This window comes from Radiobacillus deserti, from assembly GCF_007301515.1.
In the GTDB taxonomy this organism is placed as follows: domain Bacteria; phylum Bacillota; class Bacilli; order Bacillales; family Amphibacillaceae; genus Radiobacillus; species Radiobacillus deserti.
The window spans coordinates 95,282-109,747 of sequence record NZ_CP041666.1; the positions used below are offsets into that span (position 1 = coordinate 95,282).

At 44.1% G+C, this 14,466-nt stretch carries 10 protein-coding genes and 2 rRNA genes; 11 read left to right on the top strand and 1 reads right to left on the bottom strand.

Annotated elements, in window-relative coordinates; all coding sequences use genetic code 11:
* Positions 1-28: 28 nt before the first annotated feature.
* From ftsH to lysS, 9 genes are all read left to right on the top strand, one after another.
* A complete protein-coding gene (gene ftsH, locus FN924_RS00475; protein ID WP_143891599.1) occupies positions 29-1,990 on the top strand; it encodes an ATP-dependent zinc metalloprotease FtsH in 1,962 nt (653 codons plus the stop codon).
* 267 nt (positions 1,991-2,257) lie between these two features.
* The gene (gene hslO, locus FN924_RS00480) at positions 2,258-3,127 is read left to right on the top strand and encodes an Hsp33 family molecular chaperone HslO (protein ID WP_143891600.1); all 870 of its coding nucleotides are present in this window, start codon (positions 2,258-2,260) and stop codon (positions 3,125-3,127) included.
* Between the two features lie 16 nt (positions 3,128-3,143).
* Positions 3,144-4,046, top strand: a complete 903-nt coding sequence (locus FN924_RS00485; RefSeq protein WP_143891601.1) for a peptidylprolyl isomerase — start codon at positions 3,144-3,146, stop codon at positions 4,044-4,046.
* An 89-nt stretch (positions 4,047-4,135) separates the two neighbouring features.
* Positions 4,136-5,062: a cysteine synthase A gene (gene cysK, locus FN924_RS00490; RefSeq protein ID WP_143891602.1), complete on the top strand. Its 927-nt coding sequence runs from the start codon at positions 4,136-4,138 to the stop codon at positions 5,060-5,062.
* Between the two features lie 156 nt (positions 5,063-5,218).
* A complete protein-coding gene (gene folP / locus FN924_RS00495; RefSeq protein WP_143897064.1) occupies positions 5,219-5,983 on the top strand; it encodes a dihydropteroate synthase in 765 nt (254 codons plus the stop codon).
* 4 nt (positions 5,984-5,987) lie between these two features.
* Positions 5,988-6,353, top strand: coding sequence for a dihydroneopterin aldolase (gene folB / locus FN924_RS00500; protein WP_143891603.1), 366 nt, complete (start codon positions 5,988-5,990; stop codon positions 6,351-6,353).
* Positions 6,350-6,862 carry a 2-amino-4-hydroxy-6-hydroxymethyldihydropteridine diphosphokinase gene (gene folK, locus FN924_RS00505; protein ID WP_143891604.1) on the top strand — a complete coding sequence of 171 codons (513 nt, stop codon included), beginning with the start codon at positions 6,350-6,352 and terminating at the stop codon, positions 6,860-6,862. Before folB ends, folK begins: the two co-directional genes overlap by 4 nt.
* Positions 6,832-7,041 carry a helix-turn-helix domain-containing protein gene (locus tag FN924_RS00510; protein WP_143891605.1) on the top strand — a complete coding sequence of 70 codons (210 nt, stop codon included), beginning with the start codon at positions 6,832-6,834 and terminating at the stop codon, positions 7,039-7,041. The genes folK and FN924_RS00510 overlap by 31 nt, the downstream gene beginning before the upstream one ends.
* Positions 7,042-7,449: 408 nt before the next feature.
* Positions 7,450-8,934 carry a lysine--tRNA ligase gene (gene lysS / locus FN924_RS00515; RefSeq protein ID WP_143891606.1) on the top strand — a complete coding sequence of 495 codons (1,485 nt, stop codon included), beginning with the start codon at positions 7,450-7,452 and terminating at the stop codon, positions 8,932-8,934.
* A 79-nt stretch (positions 8,935-9,013) separates the two neighbouring features.
* Here the strand turns inward: lysS and FN924_RS18760 are convergent, their stop codons facing one another.
* Positions 9,014-9,181 carry a hypothetical protein gene (locus tag FN924_RS18760; RefSeq protein WP_158633895.1) on the bottom strand — a complete coding sequence of 56 codons (168 nt, stop codon included), beginning with the start codon at positions 9,179-9,181 and terminating at the stop codon, positions 9,014-9,016.
* A gap of 477 nt (positions 9,182-9,658) precedes the next feature.
* On the opposite strand from FN924_RS18760, the gene FN924_RS00520 reads away from it, so the two are divergent.
* Positions 9,659-11,217, top strand: a 16S ribosomal RNA gene (locus FN924_RS00520).
* A gap of 164 nt (positions 11,218-11,381) precedes the next feature.
* Positions 11,382-14,293 (top strand): 23S ribosomal RNA (locus FN924_RS00525).
* Together the 16S and 23S rRNA genes form the textbook arrangement of a ribosomal RNA operon.
* The last annotated feature ends 173 nt before the right edge of the window (positions 14,294-14,466 follow it).

Sequence of the window (14,466 nt, forward strand, 5' to 3'; positions counted from 1 at the left end):
AGTTTTCTCGTTTGGGAGGAGGTAGGCAATGAATCGAATATTTCGTAACGTAATATTTTATTTCCTTATTTTCCTAGTATTAATAGGAGTTGTTGGTGTATTTAGCGGACAAAACAACCAACAAAAGGAATTTGATGTAAAACAGTTTACCCAAGCGTTAAGCAAGGGTGAAATAAAAGAAATGGTAATGCGGCCTTCTAATGGGGTTATGCAAATTACTGGAACATTAAAAGAAGGGGATGACCAAACCTTCATAACTAATATTCCAGATAACACGGAAATAGTTGCGAACATTACGAAGCAAGCTAATGAACAAGGGATCATATCGATCAAGGAAGAAGAGCAACCAAACGGATGGCTCCAATTCATAACTGGAATAATTCCGTTTGTTATTATATTTATCTTATTCTTCTTTCTTCTAAACCAAGCTCAAGGCGGCGGAAGTCGTGTCATGAACTTTGGGAAGAGTAAAGCGAAGCTCTATAGTGAAGAGAAGAAGAAAGTTAAATTTAAAGACGTTGCTGGAGCCGATGAAGAGAAACAGGAATTAGTAGAAGTTGTAGACTTCTTAAAAGACCCTCGTAAATTCTCCGTAATCGGAGCGCGTATTCCAAAAGGGGTACTACTGGTGGGGCCTCCTGGTACTGGTAAAACCTTACTAGCTCGTGCAGTTGCAGGTGAAGCTGGTGTGCCATTCTTCTCCATTTCTGGTTCGGATTTCGTAGAAATGTTCGTAGGGGTCGGTGCATCTCGTGTGCGTGATTTATTTGAAAATGCAAAGAAAAATGCGCCTTGTATTATCTTTATCGATGAAATTGACGCAGTAGGTCGTCAACGGGGAGCAGGTGTTGGCGGCGGACACGATGAACGTGAACAGACCTTAAACCAATTACTTGTTGAAATGGATGGGTTTGGTGAGAATGAAGGAATTATTATTATAGCTGCAACAAACCGCCCAGACATTTTAGACCCAGCCTTGTTAAGACCAGGACGTTTTGACCGTCAAATCACGGTGGATCGCCCAGACCTAAAAGGTCGTGAAGAGGTGCTCAAAGTCCACGCTCGTAATAAACCGTTAGATGATTCTGTCGATATAAAAACCATTGCGATGCGAACACCAGGGTTCTCTGGTGCGGATTTAGAGAATTTGTTAAATGAAGCAGCGCTAGTTGCTGCCAGAAGTGATAAGAAGAAAATTGATATGGAAGATATTGATGAAGCGGTAGATCGTGTCATAGCAGGTCCAGCTAAGAAAAGTCGTGTTATCTCTGAGAAAGAGCGTAATATCGTTGCATACCATGAAAGTGGACACACCGTTATCGGAATGGTTCTGGATGATGCCGATATGGTTCATAAAGTTACCATTGTACCGAGAGGTCAAGCGGGTGGTTATGCTGTAATGCTTCCGAGGGAAGATCGTTACTTTATGACAAAGCCAGAGTTGCTTGATAAAATCACAGGATTACTTGGGGGTCGTGTTGCCGAAGAAGTTATTTTTGGTGAAGTAAGTACAGGAGCACACAATGACTTCCAACGTGCTACGAGTATTGCTCGTAAAATGGTTACGGAATATGGAATGAGTGATCGCATCGGTCCACTTCAATTCGGAAGCTCCGGTGGCCAAGTTTTCTTAGGTCGTGATATGCAGAACGAACCGAATTATAGTGATGCCATCGCTTATGAAATTGACCAAGAAATTCAAAGCATTATTAATCAATGCTATGATAAAGCGAAGCAGATACTTACAGAGAAGAAAGAAAAGCTTGAATTGATTGCCAAAACGTTATTAGAAGTAGAAACATTAGATGCAAATCAAATCAAAGCTCTTTTTGAAACAGGAGCATTACCGGAAGAGGTTGTAGCAGAGCAAGCCAATCCGGACAAATCGGAAGAAGAAAAGTCTTCTGAACAAGACGTAAAAGTAAACATTCAATCTAAAGAAGAGGAACAACATGCTTCCGAATCTGAAGATGAGGAAAATGATAAGTAAAAGAAGGTAAAGCGCGTGGGGTATAACCCCGTGCGCTTTTTCTGTTTTAGGAGGCTATAGCGTGCTTTAAATGGGAGTAGTACAAAGATAGATGGTGCAGAATGGTCAGGGCAACGCCAAAAACTTGCGTAACAATCGGCTCATTGAGTAGTATAAAGGATGTCAATAACTACGCGTATCGCGTAACTCAATAAACTTGTGTAAATTAGAAATTCAGTACTTACTGAATGTAATGAATAGCATATTGTAAAAAGGAGCGAACAACACGTGAATGATTATTTAATTAAAGCAACAGCATTTAACGGTAACATCCGTGCTTATGCGATAAAGTCAACTGATACGGTAGAAGAGGCTAGAAGGAGACATGATACATGGGCGACTGCCTCTGCTGCATTAGGAAGAACATTAACTATCACGACGATGCTAGGGGCTATGTTGAAAGGTGATGATAAGTTAACAGTAAAGCTTGAAGGTGATGGTCCGGTTGGCCCAATCCTAGCTGATGCAAATGCAAAAGGTGAAGTGCGCGGCTATATCACTAATCCTCATGTAGATTTTGAGCTAAATGACAAAGGAAAACTAGATGTCGCTCGTGCGGTTGGACAAGGAAGCTTAAGTGTCGTAAAAGATCTTGGTTTAAAACATAACTTTACTGGACAAGTACCCATCGTTTCAGGTGAGGTAAGTGAAGATTTTACGTACTATTTAGCAAATTCTGAGCAGGTACCATCTGCAGTGGGAGCGGGTGTACTTGTTAATCCGGATCATACCATCTTAGCTGCTGGAGGCTTTATAATCCAAGTAATGCCAGGAGCTGATGATGAGGTTATAACAAAAATTGAAGAAAGCATTGCAAAAATACCTCCGATTTCTAGTCTTTTAAGAGATGGAAATTCTCCGGAGCAAATATTAGATAAACTACTTGGAGAAGGAAATGTGAACGTGCTAGAAGAACTCCCTGTAGCATTCGAATGCCATTGTTCAAAGGAAAGACTGGAGCAAGCGATAAAGAGCCTAGGAAATGAAGAAATAGATAAAATGATTGAAGAGGAAAATGGCGCAGAAGCTACTTGTCATTTCTGTAATGAAGTGTATCAGTTTACGGCGGAGGATCTTGAAGAATTGAAGACTGAGTGAGGAAAGGGAGAATGGAATGACGAGAAAGTTCTTATGGGGAATCATTGTTCTTCTCCTTATAACCAATTTAACGACAGTCGCTATTTGGATGATCGAAAGGAATGGAACAGCACCCGGTCCTATGGGAGTTGATGTGGACAAAGATAAACCGGTTGCGACGATAGGGGAAAAAGAGGTTTCGTATGAAAAGTGGGTGGAGATGCTTCAAAAAAACTATGGAAAGAAAGCTTTAGAAGAGCTTGTGAACAAAGAAGTAGTGTCCCAACTTGCTAAAGAGGAAAATATTGAAATAAATAACAAGCTAGTAGAAAGAGAAATTGCCTTACTCTTTACAATGGAAGGCCCACTATCTGAAAAGGAAATAAAAGCTAAAAAAGAAGAGTGGGACGAGGAGATTCGCTATCGACTAGCACTGGAGGAGCTTTTGACTAAAGATATAGAAGTGGACCCTAAAGAGGTTGAAAGCTACTACGAGGAATATAAGAATCAATACAATTTTGAAGAATCTATTCAATTGTCACATATTGTATTGCCAGACAAGGAAACGGCTGAGAAAGTGCATGATGAATTAGAAGCAGGGGCATCCTTTTCTTCGTTAGCAAGGGAATACTCTATAGATAAAGAAACAAAAGAAAATGGTGGGTATTTAGGTTTTTATACGGAAGGTGACACCTTTTTATTGGATGAATATTATAACAAGGCAATGGAAATGGAAGAGCGCACCTATAGCGAACCATTCCTTGGAGGAAATGGAACGGTTATTTTGTACTTACACCGTAAATTACCGGACATTTCATTTAAATACGACGAGTTACAAGAGCACATAAAACGTGAGCTTGCATTAGAAAAGATAGAACCTGCAATATCTGCACAAGCATTGTGGGACGATAAGAAAGTGGAATGGATTTTTGGCGAGTAACGTCGGTATCTTTTGGTTGACTTTTCTTGCTAACCGACGTACATTGAAACTAAATCCTACAAAAATACTTGGAATTGGGAGTGGATAGAATGAAAGTTGCTCAATCTATTGCAGAACTAATTGGTAATACCCCTATCGTAAAATTAAATCGCACGGCAGATTCGGATGGTGCAGACATCTATGTAAAGCTTGAATTCATGAACCCGGGTAGCTCTGTAAAGGATCGTATCGCGCTAGCAATGATCGAAGCGGCAGAAGAAGCTGGAGAATTAAAAGAAGGCGATACGATCATCGAACCGACGAGCGGAAACACTGGTATTGGGCTTGCTCTCGTATCTGCTATTAAAGGCTATAAAGCAATTTTAGTTATGCCAGATACAATGAGTATGGAAAGACGTAACCTTCTTCGTGCGTACGGAGCAGAATTAGTATTAACACCAGGTGCAGAAGGAATGAAAGGTGCAATTAAAAAAGCGGAAGAATTACAACAAGAGCATGGGTACTTTATGCCGCAACAATTTAATAACCAAGCTAACCCTTCTATTCATGAACGTACAACTGGTAAAGAAATTGTGGAGCAAATGGGCGATCAATTGGATGCGTTTGTTTCTGGTATCGGAACTGGTGGAACCATTACAGGTGCGGGTAAAGTTTTGAAAGAGAAATACAAAGATATTAAAATCTACGCGGTAGAACCAAAAGGCTCTCCTGTACTTTCAGGTGGAAATCCTGGTCCTCACAAAATTCAAGGAATTGGCGCAGGGTTCATTCCAGAAGTTTTGAATACAGAAGTGTATGATGGTATTATCCAAGTGGAAAACGAAGAAGCAATCGAAACTGCTCGTGAAGCAGCAAGAAAAGATGGATTATTAGGTGGAATCTCATCCGGAGCTGCTATCTTTGCTGCCAAGAAGGTAGCAAAGGAATTAGGAAAAGGTAAAAAAGTATTAGCGATTATACCTAGTAATGGAGAAAGATATTTGTCCACCCCGCTTTATCAATTTGATGCGGAATAAGATTCATTAAACCCTTACAAGTTCCTTTGTAGGGGTTTTTACATGAAAACATATGAACGAACCGTTAGAATAGTAGTAAATTCGAAAAAGGAAAGATGAAGCGTGATTCTAACTATTGGAGAGAGACGATTTAACCTCGAGGAAAAAACACATGTGATGGGCATTATTAACGTCACACCGGATTCCTTTTCAGATGGTGGGAAGTTTAATGAAGTAGACCGTGCGGTAAGACATGCAGTTGCTTTACAAGAAGAAGGTGCAGATCTAATAGATGTTGGTGGAGAGTCCACTCGTCCTGGTCATACTCCTGTCGAGGAAGAAGAAGAAATCGAGCGTGTCGTTCCTATTATTGAAGCAATAAACAAAGAAGTGGATGTACCAATATCCATCGATACTTTTAAAGCAAAAACAGCAGAAGAAGCTATCCGCGCTGGCGCAGCTCTTATTAATGACGTCTGGGGTGCCAAAAAAGAACCAGCTATCGCTGAAGTTGCTTCAAAGTTTGAAGTCCCACTTATTCTCATGCATAACCGGGAAAAACCTAGTTATTCCCATTTGATTACAGATATGATGGAGGACCTGAAGTCGAGTGTCGCGATCGCACATGAAGCAGGCGTCCCGGATAATCACATTATTCTTGATCCCGGAATTGGATTTGCAAAGACAGTCGAAGAAAACCTTGAAGTGTTAAGAAGGATAGATGCATTTCAAGCATTAGGTTATCCCATTTTGTTAGGAACATCTAGAAAGTCTATGATAGGAAGCATCTTGGACTTACCTGTTGCGGAAAGAGATGAAGGAACTGGTGCTACTACTTGTTATGGAATTACGAAGGGTGTGCATATTGTTCGGGTGCATAATGTGAAAGTAAATGTGAGAATGGCAAGGATGATGGATGCCATACTAGGAAAGGGAGGATGAATTAGTGGATAAAGTCTATGTTAATAAAATGGCTTTCTATGGATATCACGGGCTCTTTCCTGAAGAAAACAAATTAGGTCAACGGTTTTATGTGGATGCCACGCTAGAACTTGATCTTCGAAAAGCGGGAGCTTCTGATCAAATGGAAGATTCCATCCATTACGGAGAAGTGTATGAGCTTACTAAAAGGATTGTGGAAGGGAAAGCGTTAAATCTAGTGGAGGCGTTAGCGGAAACAATAGCACAAGAAATGTTAGAGTGCTTTTCATTATTAGAGGCCTGTACGATTAAAGTAACAAAACCAGATCCGCCAATCCCTGGTCATTATGACTCGGTTGCTGTAGAAGTATATCGGGAGCGAAACAAATGAATATCGCGTATATCGCATTAGGGTCGAACATAAACCCAAGAAACCGGTATTTAGAACAAGCCGTTGCACAACTAGATGCGGTAAAAGGGATAGAGGTCGTAAAAAAATCGTCTGTTTATGAAACGGAACCTGTAGGATATACGGATCAAAATCAGTTTTTAAATATGGTTGTAAAAGTGAAGACATCTAAACGACCGTCCCAGTTACTAGAAGCCTGCCAGCAAATAGAGAAAAATTTAGGGAGAAAAAGAGAAATAAGGTGGGGTCCGCGTACCGTGGACTTAGACATATTGCTTTATAATGAAGAAAGTATTAAAATGAAGCAATTAGAGGTCCCTCATCCAAGAATGCATGAGCGAGCATTTGTGCTCATTCCGTTAGCGGAACTCGAGGGCCACCTCAATATCCCAAATCAAAACAAAAGCGTTTCAGAAGTTCTTGAGGCGACATCATCACAAGACAAAGAGGGAGTAGTAAAATGGGTGCAGAAACATGGGGAAGACGAATAAAAGCTTATCGAAAGCTTAAAGGATATACACAAATACAATTTGCGCGGGAACTAGGCATATCCGTTTCTGTACTAGGAGAAGTAGAAAGAGGCACTAGAACACCAGATTCTTCTCTTATTGATCAAATATGTAAGACGCTGGATATTCCGGTTGAGGAACTGCTAGCAACGAATAGCTAATACATAGATTTATGAAACAACAAAAAGAGAGACATGAGCTTATCGCATTACCCGATGTCATTGGCAAAAAGCCAGATAACCTGATTCCCAATCCTATATTCAAATGAAAAGGCGATGATGATTTGATAAAAGGTACGGTATGGCACTTATCATTTGTGAAGAGGGAATGGGTATGTTCGTAGTCAAATTAATGATGTTGAAATACGTACAGAGCTGGAAGGAGAATCTTATTCTTGGGTGAAGACATAAGGTCCTAAAAGGCTCTTTGTTGACACACAGCGGCTCGTTTTCTATACTAAACCATAAGCTAAGGCTGTCAGTTGTCTACTGGCAGCTTTTATTTCATCATTAAATACATGAACTAGGTATAAACGATTTTTTACATAAAAATAAATGGAGTTGAATAGCATGACCGAAGAATTAAATGAACATATGCGGGTTCGGAGAGAGAAACTACAATCGTATTTGGAAAAAGGGATCGACCCATTTGGTGGAAAGTTTGTACGGACTCACCTGGCAGAACAGTTAAAAGAAAGCTTTGATCAGTTTAGTAAAGAAGAGTTAGAAGAAAAGAAAGCAGAAACTACAATAGCTGGGCGAATAATGACAAAGCGTGGCAAAGGGAAAGCGGGATTTGCGCACATTCAAGATTTAAGTGGACAAATCCAATTGTATGTGCGAAAAGATACGGTTGGCGAAGAAGCTTATGAAATCTTTAATCAAGCTGACTTAGGAGATATCGTTGGTGTAACAGGAACTGCTTTTAAAACGAATGTAGGGGAGCTTTCTGTAAAAGCGACTAAGTTTGAAATTTTATCAAAATCTCTACGTCCTTTACCAGAAAAATTTCACGGGCTGAAAGATGTGGAGCAACGTTATCGTCAACGATATCTAGATTTAATTACTAATCCGCAAAGCCGGGATACATTCGTGTCTAGAAGTAAAATCATTCAATCCATGCGTCGTTATTTAGATAATGAAGGGTTCTTAGAAGTAGAAACACCAATGATGCACGGAATACCAGGTGGAGCATCCGCTCGTCCATTCATTACACATCATAATGCGTTAGATATTCCTCTTTATATGAGAATCGCAATAGAGCTTCACTTAAAACGACTTATTGTTGGTGGACTAGAAAAAGTGTATGAAATCGGACGTGTTTTCCGTAATGAGGGAGTTTCTACAAGACATAATCCGGAATTTACAATGCTGGAGTTATATGAGGCGTATGCTGATTTCCATGATGTCATGAGTTTAACCGAAAATCTAATTGCTCATATCGCAAAAGAAGTAACTGGATCCACAACCGTTCCATACGGTGATTATGAAGTCAATTTAAAGCCAGAGTGGAAAAGGGTTCATATGGTTGATGCGGTAAAAGAGGTAACAGGAGTGGATTTCTGGAAGCAAGTTAGCGATGAGGAAGCGAAACAACTTGCGAAGGAACATGGTGTGGATATTCAAGATACGATGACATTTGGTCATATAGTAAATGAATTCTTTGAACAAAAAGTAGAAGAAACATTAATTCAACCTACCTTTGTATATGGACATCCGGTTGAGATTTCCCCATTAGCGAAGAAGAATCAAGAGGATGAGCGTTTCACAGATCGTTTTGAATTATTCATTGTTGGTCGTGAACATGCAAATGCCTTTTCGGAACTGAATGATCCAATTGATCAAAGAGAACGTTTTGAAGCACAAGTGAAGGAGAAAGAACTGGGAAATGATGAAGCGCATGTTATGGATGAAGACTTTTTAGAGGCGCTTGAATATGGAATGCCTCCAACTGGTGGTCTAGGAATAGGGGTAGATCGTTTAGTGATGCTACTAACAAATTCTCCATCTATCCGTGATGTTCTTCTGTTCCCGCAAATGCGTAATCGCGACTGATACTTTTTGAAAGAAGGCTCTAGTGTTGACTAGAGTCTTTTTTAATGCATAGGAAATTATAAAATTAGCTTGGTGTGGATCACATGCAGAAACAGCCACATCCAGCTCCAGCGACTAGTGAGACTTCCCTCACCTTCGTACGACAACTATTCGACAGTGGTCGAATGTCCTTAAACAATTCGGTCGCTGTGTTTCCTTTATCTCCTGCGGAAGAATGTTCGATTAAAGCCGCCGCTTTGCGCGGCAAGTCGAACCACCTGACATGGCCAGGCGCAGTCCGTACGTCACTAAACGGGTGCTTGCGCTTTTGTTCTTTTGACATGATGGATTTGAATTGGACTTTAAAGGAAGTTTAATATGTAAAGAACTGTACAATAATGAGAAATATAAATACCATAATTTTCATGGATAATATCTATTGATTTATGGTTGGATACGTGGTAAATTATTAAACGTTGCTCCGATAAAGCGAAGTGACATGTGCTCGAGAGACAACAAATAATTGAAAAAATATGTTGACACTAAAACATCAACGTGGTATATTAATTAAGTCGCCATTTTGAAAGGCGAACACAATTTGATCCTTGAAAACTGAACAAAACAACCAGTATGTTAAGTAAGATTTTAGCTAGCTTTTTAAATTGAGCGAGCAAACACCAATGAGACAGCTTAAGTTCGCGACGTCCTGTCGCAACAGCTGCATTAGCACATCCGTGTGCGTCATCTATTGGAGAGTTTGATCTTGGCTCAGGACGAACGCTGGCGGCGTGCCTAATACATGCAAGTCGAGCGCGGGAAGCTATCTGACCCCTTCGGGGTGAAGATAGTGGAACGAGCGGCGGACGGGTGAGTAACACGTGGGTAACCTGCCTATGAGACTGGGATAACTCCGGGAAACCGGGGCTAATACCGGATAACACTTTTCCTGCATGGGAGAAAGTTGAAAGGCGGCTTTTGCTGTCCCTTATAGATGGACCCGCGGCGCATTAGCTAGTTGGTAGGGTAACGGCCTACCAAGGCAACGATGCGTAGCCGACCTGAGAGGGTGATCGGCCACACTGGGACTGAGACACGGCCCAGACTCCTACGGGAGGCAGCAGTAGGGAATCTTCCGCAATGGACGAAAGTCTGACGGAGCAACGCCGCGTGAACGATGAAGGTTTTCGGATCGTAAAGTTCTGTTGTTAGGGAAGAACACGTACAAGAGTAACTGCTTGTACCTTGACGGTACCTAACGAGAAAGCCCCGGCTAACTACGTGCCAGCAGCCGCGGTAATACGTAGGGGGCAAGCGTTGTCCGGAATTATTGGGCGTAAAGCGCGCGCAGGCGGTTCCTTAAGTCTGATGTGAAAGCCCACGGCTTAACCGTGGAGGGTCATTGGAAACTGGGGAACTTGAGTGCAGAAGGGAGAGTGGAATTCCACGTGTAGCGGTGAAATGCGTAGAGATGGAGGAACACCAGTGGCGAAGGCGACTCTCTGGTCTGTAACTGACGCTGAGGCGCGAAAGCGTGGGGAGCGAACAGGATTAGATACCCTGGTAGTCCACGCCGTAAACGATGAGTGCTAGGTGTTAGGGGGTTTCCGCCCCTTAGTGCTGAAGTTAACGCATTAAGCACTCCGCCTGGGGAGTACGGCCGCAAGGCTGAAACTCAAAAGAATTGACGGGGGCCCGCACAAGCGGTGGAGCATGTGGTTTAATTCGAAGCAACGCGAAGAACCTTACCAGGTCTTGACATCCTCTGACAACCCTAGAGATAGGGCGTTCCCTTCGGGGACAGAGTGACAGGTGGTGCATGGTTGTCGTCAGCTCGTGTCGTGAGATGTTGGGTTAAGTCCCGCAACGAGCGCAACCCTTGATCTTAGTTGCCAGCATTTAGTTGGGCACTCTAAGGTGACTGCCGGTGACAAACCGGAGGAAGGTGGGGATGACGTCAAATCATCATGCCCCTTATGACCTGGGCTACACACGTGCTACAATGGATGGTACAAAGGGCAGCGAAGCCGCGAGGTGAAGCAAATCCCATAAAACCATTCTCAGTTCGGATTGTAGGCTGCAACTCGCCTACATGAAGCCGGAATCGCTAGTAATCGCGGATCAGCATGCCGCGGTGAATACGTTCCCGGGCCTTGTACACACCGCCCGTCACACCACGAGAGTTGGCAACACCCGAAGTCGGTGAGGTAACCTTTTAGGAGCCAGCCGCCGAAGGTGGGGCCAATGATTGGGGTGAAGTCGTAACAAGGTAGCCGTATCGGAAGGTGCGGCTGGATCACCTCCTTTCTAAGGAAAGATAACGGAAGCCAGCTCTTCGGAGCTGGTCAGAGACATACTTGGTTGTTTGGTTCAGTTTTGAGGGATTAAATCTCTCATTTGTACCTTGAAAACTAGATAAGAGTAAACAAGACATCAATTTTAGTAAAGACCACGTCTTTTCACAGACTATTAGTTAAGTGAAGAAGGGCGCACGGTGGATGCCTTGGCACTAGGAGCCGAAGAAGGACGGGACGAACACCGATATGTCTCGGGGAGCCGTACGTAGGCGTTGATCCGGGAATTTCCGAATGGGGAAACCCACTGCTCGTAATGGAGTAGTACCTATATCTGAATCCATAGGATATAGGAGGCAGACCTGGGGAACTGAAACATCTTAGTACCCAGAGGAAGAGAAAGCAAATGCGATTTCCTGAGTAGCGGCGAGCGAAACGGAAACAGCCCAAACCAGAAAGCTTGCTTTCTGGGGTTGTAGGACACTCTATACGGAGTTACAAAGAAATAGTGTAGACGAATCGATCTGGAACGATCAGCCGAAGAAGGTAAGAGCCCTGTAATCGAAAGACTGTTTCCTCCAGAGTGGATCCTGAGTACGGCGGAACACGTGAAATTCCGTCGGAATCCGGGAGGACCATCTCCCAAGGCTAAATACTCCCTAGTGACCGATAGTGAACCAGTACCGTGAGGGAAAGGTGAAAAGCACCCCGGGAGGGGAGTGAAAAGCACCTGAACCGGTGTGCCTACAAGTAGTCGGAGCCCATTAACGGGTGACGGCGTACCTTTTGTAGAATGGACCGGCGAGTTACGATCTCTTGCAAGGTTAAGTCGTATAGACGGAGCCGTAGCGAAAGCGAGTCTGAATAGGGCGTTGTAGTAAGGGGTCGTAGACCCGAAACCGTGTGATCTACCCATGTCCAGGGTGAAGGTCAGGTAACACTGACTGGAGGCCCGAACCCACGCACGTTGAAAAGTGCGGGGATGAGGTGTGGGTAGGGGTGAAATGCCAATCGAACACGGAGATAGCTGGTTCTCCCGAAATAGCTTTAGGGCTAGCCTCAAGAATGAGTACTGGAGGTAGAGCACTGATTGGACTAGGGGCCCTCATCGGGTTACCGAATTCAGTCAAACTCCGAATGCCAGCTACTTTATCTTGGGAGTCAGACTATGGGTGATAAGGTTCATAGTCGAAAGGGAAACAGCCCAGACCACCAGCTAAGGTCCCCAAGTATACGTTAAGTGGAAAAGGATGTGGAGTTGCTTAGACAACCAGGATGTTGGCTTAGAAGCAGCCACCATTTAAAGAGTGCGTAATAGCTCACTGGTCGAGTGACTCTGCGCCGAAAATGTACCGGGGCTAAACGTATCACCGAAGCTGTGGATTGTTCTTACGAACAATGGTAGGAGAGCGTTCTAAGTGCAGCGAAGTCAGACCGTAAGGACTGGTGGAGCGCTTAGAAGTGAGAATGCCGGTATGAGTAGCGAAAAAGAAGTGAGAATCTTCTTCACCGAATGCCTAAGGTTTCCTGAGGAAGGCTCGTCCGCTCAGGGTTAGTCAGGACCTAAGCCGAGGCCGAAAGGCGTAGGCGATGGACAACAGGTTGATATTCCTGTACCACCTCCTTTCCGTTTGAACGACGGGGGACGCAGTAGGATAGGGAAAGCGCGCCGCTGGATGAGCGCGTCCAAGCAGTGAGTGAGTCAGATAGGCAAATCCGTCTGGCAATCACAAGCTGTGATGGGGAGGGAAATATAGTACCGAAGTTCCTGATTTCACACTGCCAAGAAAAGCCTCTAGTGAGGAAAGAGGTGCCTGTACCGCAAACCGACACAGGTAGGCGAGGAGAGAATCCTAAGGTGATCGGGAGAACTCTCGTTAAGGAACTCGGCAAAATGACCCCGTAACTTCGGGAGAAGGGGTGCTTCTTGCATGAGAAGCCGCAGTGAAAAGGCCCAAGCGACTGTTTAGCAAAAACACAGGTCTCTGCGAAGCCGAAAGGCGAAGTATAGGGGCTGACACCTGCCCGGTGCTGGAAGGTTAAGGGGATGCGTTAGCTTCGGCGAAGCGTTGAACCGAAGCCCCAGTAAACGGCGGCCGTAACTATAACGGTCCTAAGGTAGCGAAATTCCTTGTCGGGTAAGTTCCGACCCGCACGAAAGGTGCAACGACTTGGGCACTGTCTCAACGAGAGACCCGGTGAAATTATACTATGCGTGAAGATGCGCATTACCCGCGACAGGACGGAAAGACCCCGTGGAGCTTTACTGTAGCCTGATATTGAATGTTGGTACAGCTTGTACAGGATAGGTGGGAGCCTGAGAAACCGGAGCGCTAGCTTCGGTGGAGGCGCTGGTGGGATACCACCCTGGCTGTACGGACCTTCTAACCCAGGACCGTGATCCGGTTCGGAGACAGTGTCAGGTGGGCAGTTTGACTGGGGCGGTCGCCTCCCAAAGAGTAACGGAGGCGCCCAAAGGTTCCCTCAGAATGGTTGGAAATCATTCGAAGAGTGTAAAGGCAGAAGGGAGCTTGACTGCGAGACCAACAAGTCGAGCAGGGACGAAAGTCGGGCTTAGTGATCCGGTGGTTCCGCATGGAAGGGCCATCGCTCAACGGATAAAAGCTACCCCGGGGATAACAGGCTTATCTCCCCCAAGAGTCCACATCGACGGGGAGGTTTGGCACCTCGATGTCGGCTCATCGCATCCTGGGGCTGTAGTCGGTCCCAAGGGTTGGGCTGTTCGCCCATTAAAGCGGTACGCGAGCTGGGTTCAGAACGTCGTGAGACAGTTCGGTCCCTATCCGTCGTGGGCGTTGGAAGTTTGAGAGGAGCTGTCCTTAGTACGAGAGGACCGGGATGGACACACCGCTGGTGCACCAGTTGTTCCGCCAGGAGCATAGCTGGGTAGCTACGTGTGGAAGGGATAAGTGCTGAAAGCATCTAAGCATGAAGCCCCCCTCAAGATGAGACTTCCCATCATTTTAAATGAGTAAGATCCCTCAGAGACGATGAGGTTGATAGGTTCGAGGTGGAAGCATGGTGACATGTGTAGCTGACGAATACTAATCGATCGAGGACTTAACTAAATTCAAAAGCAGAAGTGTCCTGTGGACACTCGAGCTGGCCGTGGCTATAGCTCATTTGATTGTCTAACTCTTATCTAGTTTTTAGGGTATAATTATCTATGAGAATCTGGAAACAAATAAAGTTTTTCTAAAAAAGACTTGCTTTTTGCATCTAAAGTCAATATAATATACCT

Bases quoted from the DNA above. Each gene is read 5' to 3' on its own strand.
- lysS (WP_143891606.1), top strand. From the start codon at position 7,450: ATGACCGAAGAATTAAATGAACATATGCGGGTTCGGAGAGAGAAACTA.
- ftsH (WP_143891599.1), top strand. From the start codon at position 29: ATGAATCGAATATTTCGTAACGTAATATTTTATTTCCTTATTTTCCTA.
- FN924_RS00485 (WP_143891601.1), top strand. From the start codon at position 3,144: ATGACGAGAAAGTTCTTATGGGGAATCATTGTTCTTCTCCTTATAACC.
- FN924_RS00510 (WP_143891605.1), top strand. From the start codon at position 6,832: ATGGGTGCAGAAACATGGGGAAGACGAATAAAAGCTTATCGAAAGCTT.
- cysK (WP_143891602.1), top strand. From the start codon at position 4,136: ATGAAAGTTGCTCAATCTATTGCAGAACTAATTGGTAATACCCCTATC.
- folP (WP_143897064.1), top strand. From the start codon at position 5,219: ATGGGCATTATTAACGTCACACCGGATTCCTTTTCAGATGGTGGGAAG.
- folK (WP_143891604.1), top strand. From the start codon at position 6,350: ATGAATATCGCGTATATCGCATTAGGGTCGAACATAAACCCAAGAAAC.